The sequence below is a fragment of the Streptomyces sp. NPDC050535 genome (assembly GCF_044457665.1).
Lineage (GTDB): Bacteria > Actinomycetota > Actinomycetes > Streptomycetales > Streptomycetaceae > Streptomyces.
The window spans coordinates 95,244-122,120 of record NZ_JBITHE010000024.1 but is presented as its reverse complement, the minus strand read 5'-3'; the positions used below and the strand labels follow the sequence as shown (position 1 = coordinate 122,120).

Below are 26,877 nucleotides of genomic sequence, written 5' to 3'. Positions count from 1 at the left end.
CGGCGAAGGGAGTTGCCGAGGGTGTAGCCGAATCCCGGCTCCAGCGGCTCGATCACGAACCGGGAACGGAACTCGTCGACGACCTCTTCGGTCAATGAGGGACGCTGAGCAATCAGCACGAGGTGTTGCCTCCAGTGGTTTGGCGCCCGCTATGTGACGCCGTAGACACCAAGAAGGGTACGGGGGATACGGGGAAGCGTTGCCTCCCTCCAGGCCGAACTGCCCGTCTTCACCCGACTCCGCCCGTCTTCCGGCCCCTCGACGGGCCCATCTTTCGCGGTATTCACGCACGCCACCGGGCCTCAGCCGTGGCAGATGCCGGACTTCCCGAGGCCGGCATCACATCTCCGGTTCGCTCTGTCAGCCGCGACACGTCACTCGACGGAGGGAGTCACCAGAGCGGTCCCGGCCCGAGGAATCAGTCGATCACGGCGGCCCGCCAGGTCTCCTCGTCGGCCTCCAGGAGCTTCGTGATCTGGATGGGTTCCGGCAGCGGGCCGTGGTCGGCGGCGACTCTCAGGGCCGAGGCCGCGGTCAGATGGCCCAGTCGCAGGGCACGGTCTCCGTGTCCTTCACGACGAGGACCCGCGGGCCGCGCAGGAGGTCGCGGACTCCTTGGGCATCGGTGATCCCGTCCCCCCACAGAGCCTGCGTCTCATCGAGGCCGACGAGGACGGTGTGGGCCCGGTCCGCGAGCGGTCGCAGCACGCCGGCGGCGGAACGGCCGGCCACAGGGCGGGGCGGTGGTCGACGTCGAAACTGACGGCCCAGGGGCGGTCTGGACGCAGCGCGCGTTCGATATTAATTGCTGACTAACCCAACCACGGGATCGCGCGGTGCTGCCCAGGCCCTCCGTCGCGGCGGGCGAAATCCCTTTGCGCCTCACCACTCCAACGCCCAGACTGTGCCGGTGCTCATCCGCCGCGAAGCCCCAGACGACATTCCAGCCGTACGCGCCGTCACCGCGGCCGCGTTCGCCAAGCAGGGGGTCGCGGTCCCCATCGAGCTGCCGCTACTGGACGAGCTGCGCGGCTGCGACGGCTGGTTGCCGGAGCTGTCACTCGTGGCGACGCTTGAGGGACACGGGATCGTCGGGCACGTCGTCTGTACCCGCGGACACATCGACACCGCCCCGGTCCTGGGGCTCGGTCCACTGAGCGTGCACCCCGGCCACCAGCGTCGCGGTGTCGGACTGGCACTCGTGCACACCGTGCTCGGCGCGGCGGACGCTCTCGGGGAGCCGCTCGTCGCACTGCTCGGCAGTCCCGCGTACTACGGCCGGTACGGATTCCGCCCCAGCACGGAGTACGGCATCGCCCCTCCGGACCCCGCCTATGGCGACTACTTCCAGGTACGGACCCTCTCGGCGTACGAGCCGACGCTGCGCGGCACCTTCGCGTACGCCACGCCCTTCGACGACCTCTAGGCCTGCGGAGCCGTGGCGGCCGAGCCGGACGACATCGAGCTGTACGAACACGAGCTTCGCGAGATCGCGGGCTACGCCGCCGACTGCGCGCGCAGGTCGCTGTCGATCTTCGAACAGAGCCTTCCCGCCGACACACGCCCTCGCGACGCCATCGACTCGGCGGACGCCTACGCAGGCGGCGGCCGACGCACGGGCGCGTTGCGGCAGAGCGCGTGGGCGGCGTACAAGGCGGCACAGGAGGCCGGTACACCGGCCGCGGCCGACGCCGCACGAGCGGCGAGCCACGCGGCCGCCGCCGCGTACCTTCACCCCAAGGCGAGCGCTCATCAGGTCAAACACATCCTCGGTGCGGCAGCCCATGCGGCACGAGCCGGGGAACTGGCCTCCGGTGAAGTCCGCGGTGCCGCCGCGGACACCCTCGAATGGGCGCGTCAGCACGCACCGGCAGCCGTCAGCGCCGTACTCGGTCGCCTGCCCGCCGCACCTGCCGGCGGCGGGCGCGTCGGAGAACTCATCCGCGAACTCGACGCCTCTCTCCGCGACTGAGGGCGATCGGACACCGGAGGCCCCCTGAGGGGCCCGCGCGTCGGTGGCCTAGTAGCCGAAGCTCGTCGTGTAGGCGCACTCGGTGTAGATGTAACCGGACGACAGCTTGGCCGTGTCCGAGGCCGGTGTCTTTCCGTCCGCGTCCTGGGACTTGTGCACGAAGTAGGTGGTGCCGACGGGCAGTCGGATGGTCCGCTGCGGGTAGTTCTTGCTGGTGTCACTGCACGGTTCGAAACCGATCAGGGTGCTGGTGAGAGTGGAGTACGTGGTGCAACTGCCGCACGCCGCAAGGGTGAAGCTTCCGGTCACCGGTCCCGTGTAGAGGACGGTGATGTTGTCGGGGCTGTCGTTCTTGACCGTGACCGAGATGCTGCCGCCCGATGCCGTGGTCGGCAGCCGCTTGCCGGCCGCGGGCACCGTCTGGGCGACCTCCGCGGCGATGGCTATCTTCTGGGCGCGCGCCCGGTTCCTGTGGCCCGGGTTGTCCTTGGCGAAGGCCTTCATGGTGGTGACGGCCTCGCTGAAACTCCCGTCCTGGTACTGGTCCACCCCGCAGTTGTACGTCCCCGAACTCGCGCTCCGGTCCGCCCGGTCGGCGTCCTTGTCGATGGCGTCGGCCAGACCGGCCTGCTCCACCGGCAGCCTGCGGGCCTCGGCGCCGAGGTTCTCGAGGCGCTTGACGGCGGCGCAGGGATCGCCGCCGCCCACCGACTTCACGGCCTTTCCGATCTCGGCCTTCACGGCGGGCTCGACCTTTCCGGCCTGCTCGGATTTCGGGAACGTCGACAGGAGTTCGGTGAACTGCTGCGTCCAGTCCGCGGATCCGCCACCGAGTGAGGTCGCCCCGCACTCGTAGAGCGACGTGGCCAGCCGGTCGTCGGGCCAGGTGGACAGGGCTCCGAGTTCCTTCTTACTCATCGTGCGAGGGACCGTACGGAGGTACTTCAAGGGAGGGACGGCGGCGCAGTAACTCTCCTCCGCGTACGGAAAGGCGACGGTGGTGTAGAAGTTCTTGAGACGGTCGGGGACGCGCTCGGCGGCCCGTGAGTCCGGGTGGTCGTTCGTCAGGCCTTGGTAGACGGCCAGGGCACGGCGGAAGTCGGCCTCCGACGTCTCGAACGGCTTCTCCGCCGAGGCGTTGACCAGCTTGTCCGCCCGTCCCAGCCGCTCCAGCAGCATCTGTTCGACGGCTTCGTCACGCGCCTGGTCGTACAGGACGGCTCCGCCGACGGGGACGGCCAGGAGCACCAGGCCGAGCACGGCTGCGATCGGCGCTTTCGGCGGCCACGTCAGCCGGGTCCGCAGGCCCACGTACGCGCCGTGCGCGGCGGCGAGCAGCAGGACGATCAGATAGAGCACGACCATCGCACCGGGGACCCCGTTCGGGTCCGCGGGCAGCGCCACCAGGAGCAGGATCGCCGTCGCGGCCCAGCACGCGACCATCAGCCCCCATTGGCGCACCAGGGCGTATCCGAGACCGAGCCCGGAGAGGTTGAGCAACCCCACCGCGACGGCACGCCAAGGGTCGGCGGGACCGGGCGGCGGTGCGGTCGGCATCGGCGGAACGACAAAATCGTCACGCAAACCATTATTGTCCCAGGACATGACGGTTCCCCCCGTCAATCACGCCTGAAGTGCTCTTCCTTGTCAGGGTACGGTCACCGGCTCCGCGGCGACAGAGGGTTCGGCTGAAAGTCGGCAGACCTTCCGCCTCCGAGGGGCAAGCGCCCCCGCAAGCCAAGCCGTTCGACCACGTTCGAAATGATTGTGGCGCGCCTGACGGAACGCGAGGCTGACAGCGATGGGCTCAACAGGCCCCGCCGCAAGGTGAGTTCACCGACTCCGCGGGGTTCTGTGGGTTCTCGGCCTGCGACTACGGAGGGGGAACGAATGACGACTGCGGGAATGATCAGAGAGGGCGGAGGCAGCAAGACCAGATGGCAGGTCTGGGTGCTCACCCTGGCCGTGCTGTCGGCCTTCGCGCTGGCCCTGAATCTCGGCGGCGCCACGGCGGCGCACGCGGAGTACCCGGGGCCCAACCCGGCGCAGCCACCAGCCGATTGCGCCAAACCGTGGGTGATCTTATCGGCGTACGGGACCTCGGAGTCCACGGACGAGGGCCATCCCTACGGCACCGTGGGCGTCAACGACACCTACATCAGGGCACTCAGGAGCGCGCTGAACGACGTCGGCGTCAAGAACGGCGACCTCACCGTGCGCAATCTCCCTTATCCGGCGTCCGCCGTGGACTGGCCCGACTGGCTGCCCGGCAACTGGGGCCCCGACGACTACTGGACCTCGATGTACAAGGGCCGGGACAAGCTCGTCGAGGAGATCAACTTCTACGCGTCCTGCCCGAACCGCCCGACGCTGGTCCTGCTCGGCTACTCGCAGGGCGCCCAGGTGATCAAGAACGCCATCGCGCAGGACGCCGTCAAGGGCAACCAGCGCAACGCGGACGAGATCGGTGCCATCGTCAACGTAGGTGACGCCTCCCGTGAGAACGGGCAGATCGGCATGGGGCAGAACGGCCAGATGGTCACCCTCAACCCCGACTACTCGGACGGCACCGCCGACGTCTCACGCGGCGGGCTGATGCAGCGCCTCGACGTGCCGGCCGTGTTCGCGGGGTTCATCGGCGACGGACGCTACTTCGACGTGTGCCGCACGGACGACGCGGTCTGCAACGAGCAGGCGTACCCCGGCTCCGACGAGTGGCAGGACCGCTGGCTGGAGGACTTCGGCAACAGCGCGATCGGCGACAACGCCCCGCACGTGATGTACCGGGACAACGGAATCGCGCAGAGCCCCGCGGACAAGGCCAATGCCGATCGTGTCGCGTCCCGCACCGCCGTACGGGCGGTCGCCGCGGCAGTGGCGCAGCGCAACGTGGTGCACCCGCCGCCGGACACGCCGGAGGAGGTGTGGGCATCCAACGTCAACGTCCGCGCGACGCCGTCGACTTCGGCGGACATCGTGGGCACGATCCCGAAGCCGACCACCGTGTACGTGAAGTGCCAGAAGCACGCGGAGTGGGTGACGTACGGCGGGATCACCAACGACGCCTGGTCATACCTTCCGCAGCAGCAAGGGTGGATCAGCAACATCTTCCTGAAGGGGCCGGCTTGGATGCCGGGGGTTCCCGAGTGCCCCTGAGCTCCGGGGAGTTGGGCTCGAGAGGCTCGAAGTAGTGGTGTGGCGGGCGGGCAACGGTGCGGATGCGCCGTTGCCCGCCCGCACGTCGCCGGTAGTGCTTCGTCAGACCTGGCCCCGCCGGCGGTGGGGTGATCAATTCGGATGGCTGGGCGATTCTCTGTCGTGACCTGGGTGGTAGCTCATCGGCTCAGGAGACATCCAGGGAGGGCTCCGGAGAATGGCGATGCCACGAAACTCCGGCGGGAGGCGCCGTGTCGCTGCTGCTGTCACCGTCGTAGCTTGCATCAGCCCTGGGCCAGCTCCGCAACCGGCTGCCACTTCTCCCAAGTCGCCAGACGTCCCTCGTAGTCGGCCTTGGCGATGTCCAGCGGTGCCGTACCGAAGAAGCAGCGCAGTGGCGGCTCGTCGGCGTCCACGATCTCCATCACGGCCGCCGCGGACGCGTTCGGGTCGCCGGGGGTGCCGAGGCGCTGGCGGCGCTGCTCCTGCACCCGCTTGTGGAACTCGGCGTACGCCGGCAGGGGCTCGGACCTGCTCGACGAGGAACCGGCCCAGTCGGTCGCGAAGCCGCCGGGCTCGATCAGGGTGACCTTGATCCCGAACGGCGCGACCTCCTGGGCGAGCGCCTGGCTGATCCCCTCGAGCGCCCACTTCGACGCGTGGTAGATGCCGACCAGCGGGAACGCGCTGATCCCACCGATCGACGAGACCTGCAAGATGTGACCGCTGCCCTGCTCACGCAGGAACGGCAGGGCCGCCTGGGTGACCCACAGGGCCCCGAACAGATTGGTGTCCAACTGCGCGCGGGCCTCCGACTCGGAGATCTCCTCCACCAGGCCGAAGTGGCCGTAGCCGGCGTTGTTGACCACCACGTCGAGTCGGCCGAAATGCTCGTGCGCCTGGCGTACGGCGGCGAAGTCGGCCTCGCGGTCCGTGACGTCGAGTCGCAGGGGCAGGAAACGCTCACCGTAGGTCGCGACAAGATCATCCAGCGTGGACAGGTCGCGGGCCGTCGCGGCCACGGAGTCGCCGCGTTCCAGTGCGGCGATGGCCCACTCCCGCCCGAAGCCGCGTGAGGCACCGGTGATGAACCAGGTCTTCTGTGTCATGGCGTGCTCCTCAGGAAACTCGTCGCCCGCTCCGTCGTGCCGTCGGGCATGACGGAGCGGGGCCTCTGGTTCCAGCGAACACCTTCGAGTGCGCTCCAGGGCAAATCGAGGGCCCCTGACGGGGCCGTTCAGCAGAGGGGGACGCCCGGCAGCTGGTTGTCCGGTGACTGCACGTAGATGTTGGTGACGTAGCCGCCGTACAGCGGCAGATAGGCCCACCAGTCGTTGACGTACGGCGGCACCTCGACCTGCTGCCCCTGCTTCTCGCAGCGGATCAGTACCTCCACGCCCGCCGGGAGTCTGGTGAGGGTGGTCGAGGACGTGTTCGTGTCGGCCCGGACGCGTACGTCCGTTCCCCACGTGCCGAACCAGGTACCGGCCGGTCGCACGCCACCGGGCACGTTCAGCGACCTGACCAGCCGGTTGAGATTGGTGTAGGCGGCGCCGAACGAGGTGCTCGTCGACTGGAGGGTGAACACGGCGACGATCGTGCGGTCTCCGCTTCCGACCGTTCCCGTGGTGTGCAGTACCCGCCGCGTCAGGTCCACGTCGGCCGGCCGGAGGCCGGCAGCCGCGCCCCCGGCGGCCGGACCGGCCCCGTCCGCCGCCGCGGCGGCTGTGTTGGAACAGTTGCTGAAGTCACCGAAGCCCGACCAGCCCTGCTTCACCGCCCACGGTCCTTCGAACGACGCGGGGATGCCGAAGCGCTGGTCGAATCCGTCCGTGCCGCACCGCGTGGACTGCCGCAGGTTGCCCATCACCAGCGAGCGGACGGGCTCGGGGGCGCTGTCCAGGAGATAGCGGTAGATCCGTACGGTGTCGGCCGCCGAGAGCGCCGTGTAACCCCAGTACCCCGGGTAGCCCGCCGGGGGCCCCGCGGTGTCGGCCAGGCCGAGACGGGAGATCATCCGGTCGACGATCGCGCTGCCGCCGTTCTGCGACCAGTAGTACGAGGCACTCGCGTCGTCGCTGGAGCGAAGCATCGTGTCGAAGCGGGCTCGGTCGTCAGTGGGCAGGCTGTAATTGGGACCCCGGTTCCACAGGTGGTCGAGAGCGATGAGCAGCTTGACGACCGACGCGGACCGGACCGGCAGTCGTGGATTGAGCTGTTCGGTGAAGGTTCCGGTCTGCCGGTCGAAGACCGCGACACCCGCGGTCACCCCCGGCGGTACCTCGACCGCGGTCACCGCGGCCGGGGCCTCGCCCGGTGCGGCGGGTGGCGCGGCGGCGTGGGCGGGAGCCGCCGCCAGGCCGGCCAGGACCGCCGCGAGGAGGCACCACCGCAGGAAGACCGCGAGGCCGCCTCTTGCTGACGTGCGCATCTGGGATCCCCGATCCTCGTGTGCTGGTTGAGACCGTCGGTCCTGGACATGGGCGTCTGCGCCCAGTGACCGGCCCGCCGTCTGTCCGTTCCGGTGACGTGGCCGTGATGGCGCGGGGCTCAGCCGCGCAATTCGGAATGCCCCCGCGTCTCTTGCGGCACGCACCGGCCGGCCGCCTCCGATCGTCGGCGGTCGGCCGGGTACCGCCGGATCAGCAGTTGCGGATGTACCAGACGGGCGACCAGTCCTGGGGGTGCTCGACGGCGTCGGCGGCGACGGTCCTCAGGACACCGCCGTTCTGGCCGTAGAAGGTGCCCACAGCTCCGTCGGTCTGGGCGTTGATGTAGTCACCCATGCCGTTCCAGTTGGACAGCGCGTACCGGTTGCAGGTGTAGAGGTAGAAGATCTTCCACTTGCCGACCACCGGGTCCCACACCTCGCCGCAGAGGTTGCCCCAGTCGCAGGTGTACCACTCGCCGGTCGCCACGTGGACGTACCGGACGGACGGCGAGATCGTCGGCGAGACCGCGGCCACGGTCAGGTCCGAGGCGGTACGGGCACCCTCCGGTGCCGGAGGCGCGACCCTGAGCTGGCCGCCGGTGCCGGCTTTCACCGGTGCGGCAGCCTGGGCCGATGAGGCCTGGGCTGATCCTGTGACGAAAAGGGTCGCCAGTAACCAGACCAGGACGCCGACAACGCCGATTACCGAATGTCTGATGCGCATCGCTTGTTCCCCCTGTGTGGAACGGCCTCGCGCCGGCCCCCGCTGTGCCCGTGCCGAAGTCGCCGCGCGCTGCCGTGCTTGTCGATTTGCCGCTCTACAGGCAGTGAAAGACCGCATCGCGCCCGCGTGAACCTCGGACATCCGAGGGTCGGGCCCGACTGCCCGAAGCCGATCAGCGCCCCGCCCGAAATTCCCTACCGTGACAGCCTGGAAAAGCGGAGACTCCTCTCGTGACCGACATGGGGGCGTTCCAGGAGACTGTCATCGCATGGGCGGCCGGCGGCCCCGGTGACACCGCGCGCGAACTGGCCGAGCGGCTGCCCGTCCGGGCGGCCGTCCTGCTCGAAGGGCCGAGCGACGCCGCAGCGGTCAGCGCGCTGGCCGAGAGCCGCGGCCGGAACCTGGCAGCCGAAGGAGTCTGCGTGCTGCCGATGGGCGGAGCGATGAGCGTGGGGCGCTTCGCCCAACTTCTCGGTCCACCAGGCCTGGGCCTGCGCCTCACGGGGCTGTGCGACGAGAGGGAACGCCCCTACTACGAGCGCGCGTTGGAGAAGGCCGGGGCGGCAGAGCGGGAGTTCTTCGTCTGCGCGGCGGATCTGGAGGACGAACTCATCCGCGCGCTGGGCACGACACGCGTCGAGGAACTCGTCCGGGCGGAGGGCGACCAACGCGCCCTCAAGACCTTTCTGCACCAGCCCGCGCAAAAGGGCCGCACCGCCCAGCAGCAGTTGCGCCGCTTCCTCGGCACGAAGAAGGGGCGCAAGATCCACTACGGCCGCGTCCTCGTCGAGGCCCTCGACCCCGCCCGCGTACCCGCCCCGCTCGACGACCTGCTCGCCGGCCTCTGAACGCCGGCCGACGGCGGCTTCGTTACCTCATGCCGCCTCCTCGCGCGGCCGGGACGGCTCGGTTTCCCGCTGCGCCTCGTTCCCCTTCCCGGCGGAGAGCGGAGCCGGCTACTCAGACGGTAGACAGATCGATCGCCCGGTCCACGTCCTGCGGCCGCAGCACGCGCAGGATGCCTTCCAGCAGGTAGTAGTCGGCGTAGGGAAGCGAGATCTCGATCCCGTCCTCGGCCGGCCGGTTACGGGTGCAGCGGGCCACCACGGCATCGGCGCGTGACGACTTCTCCGTCAGGCAGGTCTGCGAGAGCGCGGTGAGGATCCGCAGCGCCACCGCGCGGTAGTCCTGCCTGCCCGTGGCGGCGGCCAGGTCGAGCAGACCGCAGGCCATGATCGCGCCGGCCGACGCGTCCTTGATGTCGTGGGGCTGCTGTGGCGCGCGGTAGTCCCACACCGGGACGTGGTCCTCGGTCAGCGCTCCCACCGCGAAGTCGGCGAGTTTGCGGGCGGTGGCGAGGAACTGCTGGTTCCCGGTGCGACGGTAGATGGTGGTGAACCCGTAGAGTCCCCAGGCCTGTCCGCGCGACCAGCACGAGGTGGGGCTGTAGCCCTGCACGGTGCCCGGGCCGATCGGCGCGCCGGTGGCCGGGTCGAAGTCGAATACGTGCGGGGTCGATCCGTCCGGTCGCGGGAACACCCGCTGGGCGGTCTTCGCGTGCTCCACGGCGATGTCGAGATACTTGGCGTCGCCGGTCTGCCGGCCGGCGAACGCGAGCAGGTCCAGATTCATCATCGTGTCGATGATGACCCGGCCCGCGTTGTTCGGATCGTTCAGCGAGCCCCACGCCCGGAGGAAGCGTCCGCGCGGGTTGTACCGCTGGATCAGCGAGTCGGCCGCTCGTAAGGCCCCGGCCCGCCAGGTGTCGTCTCCCGTCAGTCGCCACGCGGTCACCCATGACGGATAGAAGAGGAAACCGAGGTCGTGGGTGCCGGTGTCGTACTGACGGGGAGCGAGCTTTCTCGCCGACTCGATTGCCAGCGTGCGGAATTGGTCGTCTCCGCTGTGGAGCCACGCCATCCACAGCGTACCCGGCCAGAATCCGCCGACCCAGTCACCGTTCTGGGAATAGGTCCACTTCTCGAACTTCGTCCCGACGGGAAAGGCGCTCACTCCTGGTGCGACCGCGCGGAGCTTGCCCACCGCGTAGTCGGCCGCCTCACGCAACGTACGCGCGGTCGCCACTGGCACTTGACCTGCCGCCGCGTGTGCCGCCTGCGGTGCGGACGCGTACGCCGCCGCGGTACCGGCCGCCGTAGCCAGTACCGTTCGCCGGGAAATACTCACAGTCGCCTGCCTCTCCAACTGGTCACCGCCGTAGGGAAGTTGAAGGAGTTTTACACGGTGACCTCATCGAGGTACACCCATGTGACAGGAGTTCATACACGTGACCTCGCATGGCGTCGACGGCCGACCCCTGGGCAGCTCCCTCGACGAACCTGTCGGCTACGGGCGACCATCGGCCCGCCAACGGCCAACTCCCCTCACAGACCGTCGAAATGCTGTGCCAAACTACGGTGATCGCAAGCACCGATAACCCCCGCTCACGCCGGAGCCCGCCATGACGACCGACGCACCCCGCCCTCCGCAGATCGACACCAGCAGCGCTCACCCCGCGAGGGTCTACGACTGGCTCCTGGGCGGTAAGGACAACTACCCCGTCGACGAGGCCCTGGGCGAGAAGCTGCCGCCCGAGGCGCGTGACGCGGCCCGGCAGAACCGCCAGTTCATGCACCGGGCGGCCGCCTGGCTCGCCGGACAGGGCATTGACCAGTTCCTCGACATCGGCACCGGCATCCCCACCCGGCCGAACCTGCACCAGGTCGTCCAGGAGATCGCGCCGGCCTCGAAGATCGTCTACACCGACAACGACCCGATCGTGCTGCGGCATGCGGAGGCGCTGCTGATCAGCCACCCGGACGGGGCGACCGACTACATCGAGGCCGATGTACGGCAGCCGGAAGCGATCCTCGAACGAGCCCACGGCGTCCTCGACTTCGACCGCCCGATCGCCCTGTCGCTGATCGCTCTGATGCACTTCATTCCCGACGAGCAGGACGCCCACGGCATCGTCCGGAACCTGATCGCGACCCTGCCCTCGGGCAGCTATCTCGTGCTGTCGCACGCCGCGTCCGACCTCTTCCCGGAGCTGTCGGATCAGGTCACCGCCCAGTACGCCAAGAGCGGCATCAAGCTCGGCTTCCGCACCCGCTCGGAGGTCGCCCGCTTCTTCGACGGCCTGGAACTTGTCGAGCCCGGCCTGACGACGGCCACCGAATGGTTCAAGACGACACCGGCGCCCGCCCCCGAAGCCAGCGGTATCTACTCCGCGGTCGCACGCATCCCCTGACCGTCGGCCATCACCCGTCGTCCGGTCTCGGGCAGTCGTCCGGTCTCGGACAAGAGGCTGTAGGAGCCCCTGAGTTCAGTCGTGCTGAACTCAGGGGCTCAGCCGCGTGAACCGCGGGCTCGCTCGCGCCTCTCTCTACTCGGCGTCCGGATCCTCCGTAGAGCCGCCCGGCAGACCGGCCGCCCGCCGGTCGCGTTCCGTACGCGCCTGGAGTTCGTCCCCGTCGGCCCCTGCTGGATCGCCCTTGCGAAGGGTGCACTCGACCTCGCCGTCCCGGGCGTCGGCGACGATCGTGTCGCCGGGTTCGGCTTCGCCGCCGAGCAGGAGCTCCGCGATTCTGTTGTCCAGCTCCGACTGGATGGTGCGCCGCAACGGTCGGGCACCGAACTCCGGTTGGTGGCCGTGGGTGACGAGCAGCTTCTTCGCCGCGTCCGTCACCTCGAGCTTCATGCCCTGGGCGTGCACCCGGCGTTCGCTCCGCCCCAGCAGATGGTCGACGATCTCCGCCAGGTCGTCCTCGTCGAGTCCGTGGAAGATGATGATGTCGTCGATGCGGTTGAGGAACTCGGGCAGGAACCGGGTCCGCAACTCACCCATGAGCACGTCCTTCAGCTCGGACGCGTTCCCCTCGTGGCCGAGGATGAGGCGCGCGCCGATGTTCGACGTCATGATCACGACGCAGTGCCGGAAGTCGACGGTGCGGCCCTGGCCGTCCGTGAGCCGTCCGTCGTCGAGGATCTGGAGCAGCGTGTTGAAGACGTCGGGGTGCGCCTTCTCCACCTCGTCGAACAGGACCACGCTGTACGGCTGCCTGCGGACCTTCTCGGTGAGCTGGCCGGCCTCGTCGTACCCCACGTATCCGGGAGGCGCGCCGACGAGCCGGGCCACCGTGTGCTTCTCCTGGAACTCGCTCATGTCGAAGCGGGTCATGCGGTTCTCGTCGCCGAACAGCAACTCCGCCAGGGTCTTGGCCAGTTCCGTCTTGCCCACGCCGGTGGGGCCGAGGAAGAGGAAGGAACCGACGGGACGGTTCGGGTCGCCCATGCCGGCGCGGTTGCGGCGTACCGCCTGCGACACGGCGGTGACCGCCTCGTCCTGCCCGACGATGCGGGAGTGCATCTCCTCTTCCAGCTTGAGGAGCTTCTCCTTCTCGCTGGCGGTGAGTTGGGAGACCGGGATGCCCGTGCGCCGGGAGACGATGTCCGCGATGTCACGGGCCGTCACGGACACGACTCCGGCACGCCGCTCCTCGATGCCCGCGAGCTCGCCCTCCGCCTCGGAGATCCGCCCCTTCAGCTGTCCCGCGCGTTCGAAGTCCTCGGCGGCGACGGACTGGTCGCGTTCACGGCGCAGTTTGGCGATACCGTCCTCGCGCTCGGCGACCTCGGTGGAGCGGCCGGAACTGCGCAGCCGCACCCGCGCGCCCGCCTGGTCCATCACGTCGATCGCCTTGTCGGGCAGGAACCGGTCGCTGATGTAGCGGTCGGAAAGTTCCGCCGCCGCGGCCAGCGCGCCGTCCGCGAAACGGACCTGGTGGTGAGCCTCGTAGGCGTCGCGCAGGCCCTCCAGGATCTGCACCGTCTCCTCGACCGTCGGCTCGGGGACGATCACCGGCTGGAAGCGGCGTTCCAGCGCGGCGTCCTTCTCGACGTACTTGCGGTACTCGTCGATGGTCGTCGCGCCCACGACGTGCAGTTCTCCGCGTGCGAGAGCGGGTTTGAGCATGTTGCCCGCGTCCATCGCGCCCTCGCCCGTCGCGCCCGCGCCGACCACCGTGTGGAGTTCGTCGATGAAGAGGACGATCTCCCCGTCGGAGTCCTGGACGTCTTCGATGACCTTCTTCAGTCGCTCCTCGAACTGCCCGCGGTACTGGGCACCCGCCACCATGCCGGACATGTCGAGCGAGACCACCCTCTTGCCCTTGAGGGTGTCGGGGACGTCTCCGGAGACGATGCGCTGCGCGAGGCCCTCGACGATCGCCGTCTTGCCGACACCCGGCTCACCGATGAGCACGGGGTTGTTCTTGGACCGGCGCGAGAGGATCTCGATGGTCTGCTCGATCTCTTCGGCCCGTCCGACGACCGGGTCGAGCTTTCCGGCCCTGGCCTCTTCCGTCAGGTCCCGCCCGAACTCGTCCAGCGTCGTCGCGGGCTTGTCGGGATCTGCGGAACGGCTCTCGGCGCGCGCGGACCGTTCCGTGAGGTCCGCGAGCTTCTGCGCGTCCTGCCCCTCGGCCCGGAGCAGGTGGGCGGCACCGCTGTCGGCGTCGCCCAGCAGGGCGCCGAGGATGTGCTCGGGGCCGATGTACGAGGTTCCGGCCGCTTGAGAGTGGGCGTACGCGCTGGTGAGGGTGCGTTTGGCCGCCGGGGTGAGGCCCGGTTCGGAGGACGGCTCGCTGGTCTCGCGGGGCAGGACCTCGGCGAGTTGTGTCGCGAGGGTGTCGGGGTCGACCCCGGCCTGCGCGAGCAGCGAGCGCGATGGCTCCACCTTTGTGGCGGCCCACAAAAGGTGTTCCGTGTCGAGGTCAGACGTCCCGTCCCGCATGGCCCGCTGGGCGGCCAGGTTCAGAAGTTCCTGCGAGGACTCGGTCAGCAGGCGTCCGATGGGCACGCGCTGGACCGCGGGCGGAGACGACGCGGGCGACATCCCGAAGAAGCGGTTCAACAGGTCACCGAAAGGGTCGGACGAGCCGAAACCGTACGACGACATCGACATGAGCAGCTCCCGGTGACATTGGCCCTTTTCCACCCTTTCGCGGCCTCTGTTGCTCCGCAACCGGAACAGGAACCGGCGATACGGGCGTGCTCCGTCCCGGACGGGAGAAAACCGTGTCCGTGTCTCGTCCCGTGATGAGGTCAGATCTTTGGCGTGCTCGCGTCGGTCCATGGGTCGAGTGCCACGACGGCCTCGTCCGTGTAGACCAGGAATGTCAGGGTCTGGCGGAAGTACAGCTCGATGCCGTCGGCGTCGTGGGAGGTGTAGCCGATGGCGAGATCGTCGCCGAGCCGCAGTTCGTAGTCACCGCCCCGGGTGGTGAGCAGGAAGGCTCCCTCGATGGCGGGTGCCCAGATCAGCTGCCCGTCGAGCATCCGGCCGAGGTGGGCGGCGATGGGATAGCCATGGTCGGAGGTCTCGTTGACCGCCGTGTACGCCTCGGCTCCCAGCAGCAGCGCGTACGGGCCCTGGACGCCTGCCAGACGCAGAGCGGTCAGGGCGTGGCTGACCGCGTCGGGGAAGTCGCGGGGCTCGGCGGGGAGCGCGAGCACCGGGTTGGTGGTGCGATTGCGCAAACCCTCGACGCCGGCCGCGGCGTACCCGTTGAAGACCATTCTGTCCTCGGCGAACGCCATGGTGCGCGCGGCGTCCTTCACCGGTTGCCAGTCGGAGTCCTTGGCGCCCCGGTCGACGTCGTCGACGGCGGCACGGCTCACCCGGAAGGGCACCGTCAGCTCGACCAGGGGCTGTACCTCGCGCAGTCGTGCGGTGACTCCTGGAGACGGCCCGTCGATACCGGACAGGTGGCCCGTTCCGACGGCCGCGAGTCCGGGGCCGTCGGGGCCGGTGACGTCCACGACGCGCCGTCCGGCGAGGTTGCGCCGGAAGGTGCGGCGTGCCTCGTCCTCGATCTCGGCCCAGGCCGCGGGCGTGATGGGCGCGAGTTCGCGGTGCAGGTTGCCGCTGCCGTCGAACGTGGTCATGTTCAGACTCCTTTGAGGCTGCCGATCCTCAGCGAACCGTTCGTCGCCGCCCGCTCGACGAGGGCGGGAACTTGGTCCGCCCCGTCCTCGCCGGGGGCGGCGGGGACGTCCGCCTCCTCGCCGGGGGCGGCGGGAAGGTCGTCGAGAAAGTCGACGGTCGGCACGTGGAAGAGGCATCCGGTGAGCGCGGTCGAGAAGTCGAGGATGCGGTCGTGGGGGGCCGTTCCGTCCCCGAGGAACATGTTCCGCAACATCTGCTCGGTCACGTCGGGCGTGCGGGCGTAACCGATGAAGAAGGTGCCGAACTCGGACGTTCCCACGGTGCCGAACGGCATGTTCTCCCGCACGATCTTGAGTTCGTTGCCGTCGTCGTCGGTGATGACGTTGAGCGCGACGTGGGAGTCGGCCGGCTTGACGTCGTCGGGGAGTTCGACGTTGGCCGACTTCGTCCGCCCGATGACCTTCTCCTGGTCGTTGGACGGCAGGGCATTCCACGCGGTCATGTCGTGCAGGTACTTCTGGATGATGACGTAGCTGCCGCCTTCGAATTCGGCGTCCTCCTCGCCGACGAACACGGAGTCGACGGCGAGTTGCCCATCGGGGTTCTCACTGCCGTCGACGAAGCCGAGCAGGTCGCGCTCGTCGAAGTACTTGAACCCATGGATCTCGTCGACGAGCGCGACCGCGCCATCGAGTCGCTCCATGATCAGCCTGGCCAGTTCGAAACAGAGGTCCATCCGGTCGGCCCGGAAGTGGAACAGCAGGTCTCCCGGTGTGGACGGCGCCCGGTGACGCCTGCCGTTCAACTCGACGAACGGGTGCAGCTCTTGAGGGCGGGGCCCGCTGAACAGCCGGTCCCAGGCATCCGAACCGACACCGGCGATGCAGGCGAGCCGGCCGTCGGGCGCGCGGAAGCCGACGGAGCGGCGCAGTCCCGAGAGGTCCTCCAGGAGGTCACGGACCGTCTCCTCGTGGCCCGGCGTCACGGTGAGCACAAGGAAAACGGTGGCCCTGGCCGGTCGGGAGATCACAGCCTGTCGCTCAGCCAAGAGTCGGCCTCCTCATAAGACGCCAGAACGACCGACGCGTGCGGGACGGCCGGTTCCACTCTCCATCCTGCTGTGTCCCGGGAGAATCCGCGCGGGAACGGCACGGTCCGCCGCTGCCCGTCAGCCGCTCACGATGCCCACCACGACGTTGATGGCCGTGGCGAGAATGCTGGTGCCGAACGCGTACGAAAGCAGAGAGTGTCTGAGCACGATCGAGCGGATCGCGGAACTCGAGACGTCGGTGTCGGAGACCTGATAGGTCATTCCGAGGTTGTAGCTGAAATAGAAGAAGTCGCGGTACGAAGGTGGCTCGTCGGAATTGAAGTCGATTCCGCCGTTGCTCTCGTAGTACACATAGGCATAGCGGGTGGCGTACATCAGGTGCAGCGCGGACCAGGCCAGGAACACCCCGCACAGGGCCGTGACCGCCGCTGTGTGGCCGTCGTCGGTCCTGCCGCCGCGCAGAAGCAGGAGCGCGATCGCGGACAGCCCGCACAGGGCCACCGCGATCACGACGATCTCGTCGGTCACGGGCCTGAAGTCCTCGCGCCGCGCGTTGCGGCGGGTGGCCGTGGCGTCCATGGGCCACAGCACCAGCCAGCCCGCCAGGACGAAGAACAGTTCCGTCGCGGCGATCCCCGCCAGCAGACCCAGCAGGACGTCCGTCGGCAGTCCCACCGCGACGCCGACGGCGGCGCCGAGGACCACCGCGCCCGTCAGTCGCGGCACCGCGTCCAAGGGCAGCTTCACACTCATACGCGGTCACGTTATCTCCGTTGCCGCGGGTCAGCCCGGTGGCCCCCGCGACGACGGAGATCGACGTCCCGGCACGGCGCGGTGATCGTGAAGCGACCCAGCACGGTGTGGCAGGCGTACGACTACGACTTCGACGTCAACGGCATGTACTACGGCTCCCGCGCGGCGTGCGAACCCCTCCACGTCCAGGCCGACCCCAAGACCTGTCAGGTCATCGCCGTCAACCACACTCCGCGGAAGCTGAACGGCGTGACGGTCACGGCTCGCGCAGGAGCCCTGGTTCCAAAGGCGCAGCCTCAGGACCTCTCGCTACAAGGCGCAGCACCGGGCCCTGGTCACGCAAGCACAGCACTAGGGCCCCGGTCGAGAAGGCGCATCCCCGGGAGCCCCGGTCGAGAAGGCGCGGCTCAGGGCCGCACCCGTACCGCCGACCCTCGCTCACTCATCCGCGGCGCACAGAGAATCCGCTTCCTGCGCACCCGCTTCCCCTCGATCGCCGCGACGATCAGCCGGGCGGCCTCGTCGGCGATCCCGGCCAGCCCCCAGTCCACCGTGGTCAGCGGCGGGGTGAGCACCCGGGACACCGGGTGATCGTCGAAGCCGACCACGGAGACGTCCCGGCCGACTTCCAGTGAGACCTCGGCAGCGGCCGCGTACACGCCGTACGCCAGGGAGTCGGAGAAGCAGAAGACGGCCGTCGCGGGCCGCGGGCCCTCAAGGAGGCGGCGAGCGACCGCCGTCGCCTCACCCAACTCCTGCGGGCAGGGCACCAGTTCGGCCCGCAGCCCGAGCCGCTCGGCGGCCTCGCGCGCATACACGTCGGCGGGCCGGTCCGGCGTACTCGGCCGAGTCGGGGTCAGCACGGTCACCCGGCGATGTCCGAGACCGTGCAGATACGTCAGTACGGCGTCGATGCCGGCCCGGTTGTCGAAGATGACCTGCCCTGCCGTCCGGGCCGCGCTGAGCGAGTCCCCGACCGCCACCACCGGCAGCGCGTCGGCGATCGCGGCCCATTCCTCGGCCGCGGGATTCACGGGCGACACCAGCAGCGCGTCGACGCGCTGGTCACGCAGTTTCTTCGCGAGCACCAGTTCGCGGTCGGGGTCACCGCCGGCGTCCAGGATCAGCGCGTAGCGGTCACCGACGAGCAGTTCCCGGCCGATCGCCGCCATCAACTGCTGCTGCCAGAGGTCCTGGAGGTCGCCCGCGAGGACGCCGACCATGCTGGTGCGGCCGCTGGCCAGTGCGCGGGCGATGGGGTCGGCCTCGTAACCGAGTTCGGCGGCGGCCTTGCGTACCCGCTCCTCCGTCTCCTTCGAGACGTGCTTGCCGCGCAGGGCATAGGAGACGGCCGCGGTGGAGAGGCCCGTGGCCTCGGCCACCTCGCGGAGGGTGGTGCGCTTAGTCGGCCTGGCCATACCGGGAAGCCTACCGGGGCCCGTCCCTCATCCAGCGCACCCTTGACACGTTACGTTGTTAAGCGCTTAAGTTAAGCGCATAAGTGAAGCGGTTAACCACCCTCCCGAACCAACCCCTTACGAGGACTTCCCCAAGGACTGCCGCGTGTTCACCGATGTCCACCAGCACATCTGGCCGCCCGATTTCATCGAGCTGCTGCGCGCCCGCACCGCGCCGCCGCGCCTCGACGGCTGGACCCTGCACCTGGCGGGTGAACCGCCCTACGAGGTCGACCCGGCCGACCACGACATCAGGGCGCGCACCGCACTTGCCCGCACCGACGGCCTCGACCTGGCGCTGGTGTCACTGTCCAGCCCGCTCGGCATCGAATACCTTCCACCGGCAGAGGCAGCACAGCTGCTCGCCGCGTTCCACGACGGCGCACTGGCTCTTCCGGCACCCTTCGGCGTCTGGGCCTCGCCCTGTCTGTCATCGCCGGTGACGGAGGCGGCCGGAGCGGTCGACCGGCAACTGCGGCGCGGCTGCCGAGGTCTCCAACTCCCCGCCACCGCCCTGCTGGACGCGGCCGGCTGGGACCGTTGCGCCCCTCTTCTGGACGTCCTCACCAGTCACGACAAGCCGCTCTTCATCCACCCGGGCGCCGCCCAGCCGACCCCCGGCGCGCCGTCCTGGTGGCCGGCCCTGGTCCCCTACCTCGCGCAGTTGCACGCGTCCTGGTTCGCGTTCCGCGCCTTCGGCCGCACCCGGCACCCACACCTGCGCGTCTGTTTCGCCGCTCTCGCGGGCCTGGCGCCGCTGCACGGCGAGCGGCTCGTGACCCGAGGCGGCGGGCGTGGCGAGATCGACTTCGGGGTCTTCTACGAGACCTCGTCCTACGGAACACGCGCGGTGGACGCGCTCGCCCGCGCCGTCGGAATCGACGTGATCGTCAGCGGCAGCGACCGCCCGTACGCGCCCCTCACCATCCCCGACCTCGGCGCGGACGCCGGCGTCCACGCGCTGCGCACCGTCAACCCCGCCCGGTTGCTGAAGGGAGCCACCCCATGACGTATCAGTCCCTGCCACAGCGCGCCCTCGACAAGCGCGAACTCCAGGCACTCGTCGACGACCTCGCCGGCCGTCCCGACCTCTGGCGCGAACAGGTCGCCTTCTCGGACCAGGACCGCCACTACGCGTCGCTCTACCGCGACGAGTACGTCGACGTCTGGCTGCTGTGCTGGACCCGGCGGAACGACACCGGCTGGCACGATCACGACATCTCCTCCGGCGCGGTCGCCGTCGTACAGGGGACGCTCAACGAGTCCAACCCACGCATAGGCGGCAGCCACCTGTCCGTCACCGTCAGCGCGGGCGACTCCTTCTGCTTCGGCCCCGAACACATCCACCGCCTCACCGGCGCGACCGACGACACGGTCTCCGTCCACGCGTACTCACCACCGCTGTGGCGCCTCGGCCAGTACGACATCACCGCCGACGGCCTGATGCGCCGCATCTCCGTCTCGTACGCGGACGAGCTTCGCCCTTTGGACGCCCCGGCGGCGTGACGTGGCCGACGGGCCTCGGGGTGAACACGGCGGGGCATTTGTGGTCGCCGACGTAGCGCCTCTGCTCCAGGGATCGACCCGTTCAGCCGGACCATGGGCCAGAAACCGGGTACCTACCGAATAGGCGCCAGCGGGTGGAGCCCACCGGCAGGCGCCCCAACTGCCTGCTCTGCCAGTCGAGTTCGGGCCTTCACTTGGAGTCGAGTCGGCCCAGCGGGTTCGCGCCGTCGGACAGCGCCTTCTGTGCGGCGGTCCAGCCGTCGTCCTCGATGCCGAGTGCGTGGCGGAGGTAGGCCCACGTGACCCGCTGGACCAGGGCGACGCGTTCGGGGTTCTCGTCCGTCGTCTCCTGGACCTCGTAGCCGGCGATCCCGCCGAGCGAGTGTTCCGCTCCGAACAGGGTGAGCAGGCTCTTGTCACCCGGGCTGAGGACGTAGGGGTCGTACATCCACTCAGGTCCCCTGACCGTCAGCGGGGAGTCGTCCTTGTCTCCGGCGACGACGAGCGCCGGGGTGGCCATGTTCGCGAAGTCCGGGTTCATGAACGGGAAGTGCTCGGCCGCGAACGGCGTCAGATCGGCTCCGCCAGTGCCGGCCGTGGCGAGGAGCACGCCCGCCTTGATCCGCGGATCGGACAGGTCGTCCTCCGCCCCGCCGACCGGGTCGTGGACACGCAGGCCCAGCAGGTTTCCCACGGTCTGGCCGCCGAAGGAGTGCCCGGCCGCGGCGATGCGAGTGCGGTCGAGGCGTCCGCCGAGACCGGGCACGGCGGCTTCCAGCAGATCGAGCTGGTCGAGGACGCGCTTCATGTCCTCGACGCGGAACCGCCAGATTCGCGGAACGCGGGGGTCGTCCTGGGGCAGGCCCACGGTCCTGGAGTCGAGGTGGGTGGGCTGAATGACCACGAACCCGTGCGAAGCCCAGAAGTCGGCCAGCGGACCGTAGCCGTCCAGCGACGAGCCGAAGCCGTGCGAGAGGAGGATGATCGGCAGCTCGCGCCCGGTCGTCGGCGCGGAGATCCTCACCCGAAGGTCCTCGCCACGGCCCGGAGCTTCCAGAACCACCGCCTTCACCGAGACGACGGGGGTGGGCTCACTGAGGGGTATCTCCGTGATCACTGCGCCTGATTCGGTCATGGGAAAGGCCTTCCTTCCAGCTGTTCTACGGGGGTCACGGCTCGCGCACGCCAAGGGCGAACAGGGCGTACACGGTTTGTCGTCGTACCCCTGGTCTGCCATGATGGCTAAGTGGGACACCGTCCCGATTGACGATACGGGACAGCGTCCCGCTTAGCAAACAGCAGGAAGGGAAGAGCGCCGTGAACGACAGCGAGCGGGGCCGGGGCACACAAGGCGCGGCCCGGACGAAGCGGGCGGACGCGCGGCGCAACGAGGAGAACCTGCTCGACGCGGCGGCCGCGGTCTTCGTCGCGTCAGGCGTGGAGGCGCCGATCCGGCAGATCGCGGCCAAGGCCGGCGTCGGGACGGCCACGATCTACCGGCACTTCCCGACCCGGGCGGACCTGATCATCGCCGTCTACCGGCACCAGGTCGAGAGCCTCGCCGAAGCCGGTCCCGCGCTGCTCGACACCGGCGCGACCGCGCACGCGGCCCTGGCGGAATGGATCGATCTCTTCGTCGACTTCGTGGTCACCAAGCAGGGACTCGCTGTCGTGCTCCAGTCCGCCGACCCGTGCTTCGACCCGCTGCACTCCTACTTCCTCGAGCGCCTCGAGCCCGTGTGCACGCAACTGCTCGACGCCGCGGTCGCTTCGGGCGAGATCCGCTCGGGTCAGGATGCCTACGAGCTCATGCGGGGCGTAGGCAGCCTCTGCGCCGGCGCCGGCAACAACCCTCGTTACGACGCACGGCGACTGGTCAAGCTCCTCGTCGCAGGACTGCCCCGACCCGACTGACCGTCGGACCGGCCGCACACCGACTACGCGCCCCGACGAACCCGAGCGGCCGCTCGCGCCTCTGCCGCCTGGCGCGCCTCGGTGACCTTGCGGGACTCACCACTGGCGCGACCGGCCCGGCCCGGCCGGGTGCCCATGCCACGGAAGGGGGCTCCGCCGCGCTTGGGCCGCTCCGTGACCGGCACTCCGCCGCCGATGGGAACACCGGAGGGGGCCTGTGCGCCGGTGATGCGGCTCAACTCGGTCTCGCCGGAGCGGACCTGGGTGATCCGCGGCCTGATACCCGCGTCGGACATCACGCGACTCATTTCACGGCGCTGGTTGGGCGTCACCAGCGTGACGACACTGCCGGACTCGCCTGCGCGTGCCGTACGGCCTCCGCGGTGCAGGTAGTCCTTGTGATCGCTGGGCGGGTCGACGTTGACGACGAGGTCGAGGTCATCGATGTGGATGCCGCGAGCGGCGACGTTGGTGGCCACCAGCACGGTGACGTGACCGGTCTTGAACTGCGCCAGGGTGCGGGTCCGCTGGGGCTGCGACTTGCCGCTGTGCAGCGCCGCGGCCTTTACTCCGCTGCCCATCAGATGCTTGGTGAACTGGTCGACGGCGTGCTTGGTGTCCAGGAACATGAGCACGCGCCCGTCGCGGGCGGCGATCTCGGTGGCGATGGCGTACTTGTCGGCGCCGTGCACCTGCAGCACGTGGTGTTCCATCGTGGTGACCGCGCCTTCCGACCGGTCGACCGAGTGGACCACCGGGTCATGGAGGTAGCGACGGACCAGGAGGTCGATGTTGCGGTCCAAGGTGGCCGAGAAGAGCATGCGCTGACCGTCGGGACGCACTTGATCGAGGAGTTCGGTGACCTGCGGCATGAAGCCCATGTCGGCCATCTGGTCGGCCTCGTCCAGGACGGTGATGCTCACCCGGTCCAGACGGCAGTCCTTGCGCTCGATGAGGTCCATCAGACGCCCCGGGGTCGCGACCACGACCTCCGCCCCGGTGCGCAGCGCGCCGGCCTGCCTGCCGATCGACATCCCCCCCACCACGGTGGCCATCCGCAGCTTCAGCAGCTCGGCGTACGGGGTGAGCGCATCGGTGACCTGCTGGGCGAGCTCGCGGGTGGGGACCAGGACCAGGGCCAGCGGCTTCTTGGACTCGGCACGCTGTCCAGCCGTACGAACCAGGAGCGCCAGGCCGAAGGCGAGCGTCTTGCCCGATCCGGTGCGCCCGCGGCCCAGGACGTCGCGGCCCGCGAGGGAGTTCGGCAGGGTGGCGGCCTGGATCGGGAACGGTTCGTTCACTCCCAGGTCGGTGAGCGCCGTCAACAACTCGGCGGGAAGGCCGAGTTCACTGAAGGCGGCGATCGCGGGAAGCCCCGGGGTGATGGTGTCCGGCAGGGCGAACTCCCCCTGCGGCGCCGACGGACGGCGTCCGTTGCCGCCTGAGCGGGCACCGGGGCGCTCCTGGCTCTGCGGTCGGAAGCGGGCCCCTCGGTCGGCACCGGCGGCGCCGTCCTTGCGGGTCCTGGAGAAACGGTCGTTCGTGCGAGCTGAGCGGTTCATGGAGAACCTTCCTCGATATGGCACGCATCGAGGAATTCTCGGCATGAGTGAGCCGAATGAATTGCAAGCACGAGCCGAATGTGAGACCAAGAATCTGCCGGTCGCACCGGCAAGGTTAGGGACGGTCGCCGGAATCGGAATTCACCGATTCCACCGGAACGCGCGCCCTACCGGATCGTAGGAGTACGAGCAGGCCGTAAAGGCAGTCATCCGCACGTCGAGCGGAACCTGTAAAAAGCAGCAAGCTGGGACCCCCACCGCAAGGTGAGGGGTCCCAGCTGCCTCAGACGCTTCCGCGTCAGGCGGGAGTGATGTTCTCCGCCTGCGGGCCCTTCTGGCCCTGCGTGATGTCGAAGTTCACCTTCTGGCCTTCCTGGAGCTCGCGGAAGCCCTGGGCGGCGATGTTCGAGTAGTGGGCGAAGACGTCGGGGCCGCCGCCGTCCTGCTCAATGAAGCCGAAACCCTTTTCCGCGTTGAACCACTTAACCGTACCGGTAGCCATGTTAAATCTCCTTCGAGGCCAAGCCAGGGATCCGCACTGTGTGAACCCCCGCGTCGCTGAGGTGAACCCCGTCCGATAAAAAAGCATCGGAAATACAAAAATGCCCGACGAAATTACTTCGTCAAAGGCACTTGAAGTCAACGGGAACCACAACTGCAACTGTGATCAACCTTAGCACGGTACGCGGATCCGGTCACGGCACGTACGACGTTCCTCCCCGTGCCGCGGTGCCGGCCCACTCCGCAGGTTTCCGTACCCCCGGCCGCGGACAGCCGCTCCCGCCGAGGTCATTGCGCTCGTTCGCGGTAGAGGTCGCGGATCAGGCCGATCTCGGCTCCGTGGTGCAGCACTTCCTGGTTGACCCACCAGACGATGTCGATGAACGGTTCCTCGGCGTCGCTGCCGTGCGGGTACGTGCAGTGCCCGACGGTGTCGAGCGCGGCGTCGTCGGCGCTCGACAGGGCCGTCCGCCAGGCGGCGGCGCCGGCGTCGAATGCCGCGACCGCGGCCATGACGTCTCCGTCGACCGGATAGTCGTCCCGCGTCAGCGCGTGGCCGCCGTTGGTGTGTTCGGCGCGCAGGGTGAGCATTTCGCTGAGGTGGCTCAGGCGCCAGGCGATGGTGGTGAAGGGCGGCGGCCAGGGGTGCGGGTAGGACGCGGCGTCACGGCCCCAGGCACCGCTGCCGGCCAGAAGGGTCGCACGCGGCCCGGGTCCGTCCGCGCGCTGCCGCACGGACCAGCAGCCCGGCACCGGCTCCCAGCGGAACTCCTCGCCGGTCATGGGGCCGACCTTCGTGTCCGTCCCGTCACCGCTGTCCATGACCGGCCCTGCCATACGGCCGACAAGGCGCTCCCGCGCGAAGTCGAACTGCTCGAGCAACGGGGTCAGGCGGGGCGGGATCACGGTCACTGAACACTCCTGAGAAGGGTTGCCGGTCCAGGGGGTCGGGCTCCAGGTACGTCAGGCTGCCAGAGCCGGCTCGCCACCGCGTCTCATTTGCGGGAGAGCGGACCGGCGTCCCCGCCGACGGTGTAGGTGTCCTTGACCTTCACCTCGGAGACACCGCGGCCCTCTGGGAAGACACCGCGCCAGTCACCGCTCACATGCAGCTCGTCGGTACCCATCGCACGGACCACCACGAGCCCCTCGTCGTACGCCTTGTAGGCCTTCATCCAGAGGTTGGCGAAGGCCTGGGAGCGGATCAGGTGCATCCAGTCCGGGCGGTACAGCTCCCGGTTGTAGTTCGACTCCCCCATCGTGGAGACGAACTTCGAGTACATCGCCTTCACGTACTCCAGCGTCACCTCGTCCCCTGCCGCGATCGCCCCGTCCCGCGCGTCCTTCAGCGCGACGCGGAACTTCTCCAGCAGTCCCTCGGTGGCCCCCGAGGTGAACGACTCATGGATCTCGGGCGGATCGCACAGACCGTACTTCGGGCCCGAGAGACGCAGCAGGAGGCGCATCGTCGGTTCGGTGACCCACAGGGGTCCGGGTTCGTCGCGGTTGCCCAGCGGGTTGGGGAGGACTGCCTCGTGCTCCCAGGCGGACGGGGTGATCAGGTGGATCCCGGCGCGGCGGCGATCGTGGGACGAGCCGGTGGAGTGTTCGAGCCGGCCGATCGGGAGGTGGGTTTTCAGGGCGGAGAGGTAGGCGCCGTTGATGTCGAGGGCGGTCACCTCGTGCCGTCCTGCCGGGAGTTCGGAGCGGAACCACTTCGGGCGTGCTTCCCAGATCTGATCCGCGCCTCGGGCTGTCTGTTTGCGCAGGACGTCCGGGATCCAGGGATGGGCCACGACGTCGTAGCGGCCGCCCTTGCGGGTTTCGTCCAGCAGCGCCATCGCGTCCGGGATGGCCCGCTTGACCAACGCGGCGGTCGCCGCCTCGACGTCACCCGCGTGATCGGCGAGCGCGGCCGTCACCGCGTCGCCGATCAGGTCGGGGAGCTCGGCGGTCGACTGGACACGTCGCCCCACCGGGACGACCTTGACGAATCTCCCCGAGGGCACGGGCGTTGCGGTCCTGGAGGGCGTCCCGGCCGGCTTCGCCCCTCCCCCTCCCCCGGTCCCCGTCGCCCGCTCGGCTGCGCCGCCGCACTCGGCCGGGTCCAAGTGCTGCGGAAAACCGGCGACTTGGTGGAGCGCGGGATGCCCGCACAGGACACACGCCTCGGACACCGACAAGGTCTCCACCTCGTCCGCGCCGGTCCCCTCGGGCTCGGTGTCCGCGGGGCTTCCGTCCGCCGGCGCCGGCTCCTGAGACGCCACCGGCTCCCTCGCGGACTCGTCCAGCTCCTCCAGCTTCGTCCGGGCTCCCTGAAGGAAGTACGCGTACCTCTCGCGTACTTCCCCTGCCGGTTCGCGGCCGCTCTCCCAGCCGCCCACCGTGGACGGGCCCACTCCGAGCGCCCGGGCCACCTGCGTACGGGAAAGGTTCAGCGACTCGCGCAGCATTCGCCGCTCTTCGGCCGGGGGCAGTTCGACCTCCTGCCGGACCTCGGCCAGCAGCTCGTCGATCGCCTCGAAACCGGTCACCTCGAAGCCCCTTCCACACCCGCCGGGACCACGACTGCCGGGCCGGATGTCGTACGTGCCGGGCGCCGGCGCCCGGCCGACACGGCTTCGCACGCCCGGGTCGGGTCGGCCGGCAGGTCCGGGACTTCCGTCCCGTGGTGCGTGGCGAGGGCTGCGCGGTCGTCGTGGCTCCACGTGGCGGTGCCGGACGGGCCGGGGCCGATCCGCGTCCGACGCACACCTGGAGCGGTGGCGAGACGGGCCTGCGAATCCCCCGTGATCCGCGTCGACGCGCCCAGCGCCGCCCGCACCCGCTCGCCCGATGTCAGTGTCACAGGCCCACCCTAGGCGATGCCGTGCACAGCTCTACGTGGGTGAAGGCACGGCG

General features: G+C 69.2%; 24 protein-coding genes and 2 pseudogenes. 8 read left to right on the top strand and 18 right to left on the bottom strand.

The genetic code is table 11. The features are described from left to right. Positions 1 to 119 (bottom strand): annotated as a pseudogene (locus ACIBLC_RS35785) (DNA-directed RNA polymerase subunit alpha); the annotation flags it as partial. Positions 120 to 418: 299 nt separating this feature from the next. Further along, positions 419 to 800, bottom strand: a pseudogene (locus ACIBLC_RS35780) (sugar kinase); the annotation flags it as partial. Positions 801 to 910: 110 nt separating this feature from the next. On the opposite strand from ACIBLC_RS35780, the gene ACIBLC_RS35775 reads away from it, so the two are divergent. Beyond that, positions 911 to 1,426: a GNAT family N-acetyltransferase gene (locus tag ACIBLC_RS35775; protein ID WP_399215589.1), complete on the top strand. Its 516-nt coding sequence runs from the start codon at positions 911 to 913 to the stop codon at positions 1,424 to 1,426. 12 nt (positions 1,427 to 1,438) lie between these two features. Beyond that, entirely contained in the window at positions 1,439 to 1,972 is a 534-nt protein-coding gene (locus ACIBLC_RS35770) for a putative immunity protein (RefSeq protein ID WP_399215588.1), read from the top strand. A 48-nt stretch (positions 1,973 to 2,020) separates the two neighbouring features. Here ACIBLC_RS35770 and ACIBLC_RS35765 read toward each other — a convergent pair whose 3' ends face one another. After that, complete coding sequence (locus tag ACIBLC_RS35765) at positions 2,021 to 3,577, bottom strand: hypothetical protein (RefSeq protein ID WP_399215587.1); 1,557 nt, start codon at positions 3,575 to 3,577, stop codon at positions 2,021 to 2,023. A 285-nt stretch (positions 3,578 to 3,862) separates the two neighbouring features. On the opposite strand from ACIBLC_RS35765, the gene ACIBLC_RS35760 reads away from it, so the two are divergent. Next, positions 3,863 to 5,128 (top strand): cutinase family protein, encoded by a 1,266-nt coding sequence (locus ACIBLC_RS35760; RefSeq protein WP_399215586.1) that lies wholly within the window; start codon positions 3,863 to 3,865, stop codon positions 5,126 to 5,128. Between the two features lie 284 nt (positions 5,129 to 5,412). Here the strand turns inward: ACIBLC_RS35760 and ACIBLC_RS35755 are convergent, their stop codons facing one another. The 3 genes from ACIBLC_RS35755 to ACIBLC_RS35745 all read right to left on the bottom strand — a co-directional run bounded on the left by ACIBLC_RS35755 (position 5,413) and on the right by ACIBLC_RS35745 (position 8,283). Beyond that, positions 5,413 to 6,237 carry an SDR family oxidoreductase gene (locus tag ACIBLC_RS35755; protein ID WP_399215585.1) on the bottom strand — a complete coding sequence of 275 codons (825 nt, stop codon included), beginning with the start codon at positions 6,235 to 6,237 and terminating at the stop codon, positions 5,413 to 5,415. Between the two features lie 128 nt (positions 6,238 to 6,365). Then, entirely contained in the window at positions 6,366 to 7,559 is a 1,194-nt protein-coding gene (locus tag ACIBLC_RS35750) for a hypothetical protein (protein WP_399215584.1), read from the bottom strand. A gap of 211 nt (positions 7,560 to 7,770) precedes the next feature. Beyond that, complete coding sequence (locus ACIBLC_RS35745; protein WP_399215583.1) at positions 7,771 to 8,283, bottom strand: hypothetical protein; 513 nt, start codon at positions 8,281 to 8,283, stop codon at positions 7,771 to 7,773. A gap of 230 nt (positions 8,284 to 8,513) precedes the next feature. Here ACIBLC_RS35745 and ACIBLC_RS35740 point away from each other — a divergent pair, with 230 nt between their 5' ends. Beyond that, positions 8,514 to 9,131: a TOPRIM nucleotidyl transferase/hydrolase domain-containing protein gene (locus ACIBLC_RS35740; RefSeq protein WP_399215582.1), complete on the top strand. Its 618-nt coding sequence runs from the start codon at positions 8,514 to 8,516 to the stop codon at positions 9,129 to 9,131. Between the two features lie 112 nt (positions 9,132 to 9,243). Here ACIBLC_RS35740 and ACIBLC_RS35735 read toward each other — a convergent pair whose 3' ends face one another. Then, positions 9,244 to 10,470 (bottom strand): glycoside hydrolase family 88 protein, encoded by a 1,227-nt coding sequence (locus ACIBLC_RS35735; protein WP_399215581.1) that lies wholly within the window; start codon positions 10,468 to 10,470, stop codon positions 9,244 to 9,246. Between the two features lie 274 nt (positions 10,471 to 10,744). Here ACIBLC_RS35735 and ACIBLC_RS35730 point away from each other — a divergent pair, with 274 nt between their 5' ends. Further along, positions 10,745 to 11,533 carry an SAM-dependent methyltransferase gene (locus ACIBLC_RS35730; RefSeq protein WP_399215580.1) on the top strand — a complete coding sequence of 263 codons (789 nt, stop codon included), beginning with the start codon at positions 10,745 to 10,747 and terminating at the stop codon, positions 11,531 to 11,533. A gap of 135 nt (positions 11,534 to 11,668) precedes the next feature. On the opposite strand, the gene ACIBLC_RS35725 is transcribed toward ACIBLC_RS35730, so the two are convergent. The 5 genes from ACIBLC_RS35725 to ACIBLC_RS35705 all read right to left on the bottom strand — a co-directional run bounded on the left by ACIBLC_RS35725 (position 11,669) and on the right by ACIBLC_RS35705 (position 18,454). Then, complete coding sequence (locus ACIBLC_RS35725; protein ID WP_399215579.1) at positions 11,669 to 14,248, bottom strand: ATP-dependent Clp protease ATP-binding subunit; 2,580 nt, start codon at positions 14,246 to 14,248, stop codon at positions 11,669 to 11,671. A 140-nt stretch (positions 14,249 to 14,388) separates the two neighbouring features. Beyond that, complete coding sequence (locus ACIBLC_RS35720; protein ID WP_399215578.1) at positions 14,389 to 15,231, bottom strand: family 1 encapsulin nanocompartment shell protein; 843 nt, start codon at positions 15,229 to 15,231, stop codon at positions 14,389 to 14,391. A 2-nt stretch (positions 15,232 to 15,233) separates the two neighbouring features. Continuing rightward, on the bottom strand, positions 15,234 to 16,280 hold the full coding sequence (locus ACIBLC_RS35715) for a Dyp-type peroxidase (protein WP_399215577.1): 1,047 nt from the start codon (positions 16,278 to 16,280) through the stop codon (positions 15,234 to 15,236). A 120-nt stretch (positions 16,281 to 16,400) separates the two neighbouring features. After that, the gene (locus ACIBLC_RS35710) at positions 16,401 to 17,036 is read right to left on the bottom strand and encodes a DUF1345 domain-containing protein (RefSeq protein ID WP_399215576.1); all 636 of its coding nucleotides are present in this window, start codon (positions 17,034 to 17,036) and stop codon (positions 16,401 to 16,403) included. A 407-nt stretch (positions 17,037 to 17,443) separates the two neighbouring features. Next, positions 17,444 to 18,454 carry a LacI family DNA-binding transcriptional regulator gene (locus tag ACIBLC_RS35705; protein ID WP_399215575.1) on the bottom strand — a complete coding sequence of 337 codons (1,011 nt, stop codon included), beginning with the start codon at positions 18,452 to 18,454 and terminating at the stop codon, positions 17,444 to 17,446. A 145-nt stretch (positions 18,455 to 18,599) separates the two neighbouring features. Here ACIBLC_RS35705 and ACIBLC_RS35700 point away from each other — a divergent pair, with 145 nt between their 5' ends. Both ACIBLC_RS35700 and ACIBLC_RS35695 read left to right on the top strand, forming a co-directional pair. Further along, positions 18,600 to 19,502 carry an amidohydrolase gene (locus tag ACIBLC_RS35700; RefSeq protein ID WP_399215574.1) on the top strand — a complete coding sequence of 301 codons (903 nt, stop codon included), beginning with the start codon at positions 18,600 to 18,602 and terminating at the stop codon, positions 19,500 to 19,502. After that, positions 19,499 to 19,999 (top strand): cysteine dioxygenase, encoded by a 501-nt coding sequence (locus ACIBLC_RS35695; RefSeq protein ID WP_399215573.1) that lies wholly within the window; start codon positions 19,499 to 19,501, stop codon positions 19,997 to 19,999. The genes ACIBLC_RS35700 and ACIBLC_RS35695 overlap by 4 nt, the downstream gene beginning before the upstream one ends. 190 nt (positions 20,000 to 20,189) lie before the next feature. Here ACIBLC_RS35695 and ACIBLC_RS35690 read toward each other — a convergent pair whose 3' ends face one another. Beyond that, a complete protein-coding gene (locus ACIBLC_RS35690) occupies positions 20,190 to 21,134 on the bottom strand; it encodes an alpha/beta hydrolase family protein (protein WP_399215572.1) in 945 nt (314 codons plus the stop codon). Positions 21,135 to 21,316: 182 nt separating this feature from the next. Between ACIBLC_RS35690 and ACIBLC_RS35685 the strand changes: the two genes are divergently transcribed. Continuing rightward, the gene (locus tag ACIBLC_RS35685) at positions 21,317 to 21,913 is read left to right on the top strand and encodes a TetR/AcrR family transcriptional regulator (protein ID WP_399215571.1); all 597 of its coding nucleotides are present in this window, start codon (positions 21,317 to 21,319) and stop codon (positions 21,911 to 21,913) included. Positions 21,914 to 21,936: 23 nt separating this feature from the next. On the opposite strand, the gene ACIBLC_RS35680 is transcribed toward ACIBLC_RS35685, so the two are convergent. The 5 genes from ACIBLC_RS35680 to ACIBLC_RS35660 all read right to left on the bottom strand — a co-directional run bounded on the left by ACIBLC_RS35680 (position 21,937) and on the right by ACIBLC_RS35660 (position 26,824). Further along, complete coding sequence (locus tag ACIBLC_RS35680) at positions 21,937 to 23,475, bottom strand: DEAD/DEAH box helicase (protein ID WP_399215570.1); 1,539 nt, start codon at positions 23,473 to 23,475, stop codon at positions 21,937 to 21,939. A gap of 298 nt (positions 23,476 to 23,773) precedes the next feature. Next, complete coding sequence (locus tag ACIBLC_RS35675; RefSeq protein WP_126388790.1) at positions 23,774 to 23,977, bottom strand: cold-shock protein; 204 nt, start codon at positions 23,975 to 23,977, stop codon at positions 23,774 to 23,776. Positions 23,978 to 24,264: 287 nt separating this feature from the next. Beyond that, positions 24,265 to 24,882: a DinB family protein gene (locus tag ACIBLC_RS35670; RefSeq protein WP_399215593.1), complete on the bottom strand. Its 618-nt coding sequence runs from the start codon at positions 24,880 to 24,882 to the stop codon at positions 24,265 to 24,267. An 89-nt stretch (positions 24,883 to 24,971) separates the two neighbouring features. Further along, positions 24,972 to 26,510, bottom strand: coding sequence for a helix-turn-helix domain-containing protein (locus ACIBLC_RS35665; protein WP_399215569.1), 1,539 nt, complete (start codon positions 26,508 to 26,510; stop codon positions 24,972 to 24,974). Then, positions 26,507 to 26,824, bottom strand: coding sequence for an XRE family transcriptional regulator (locus ACIBLC_RS35660; protein ID WP_399215568.1), 318 nt, complete (start codon positions 26,822 to 26,824; stop codon positions 26,507 to 26,509). Before ACIBLC_RS35660 ends, ACIBLC_RS35665 begins: the two co-directional genes overlap by 4 nt. Between the last annotated feature and the right edge of the window lie 53 nt (positions 26,825 to 26,877).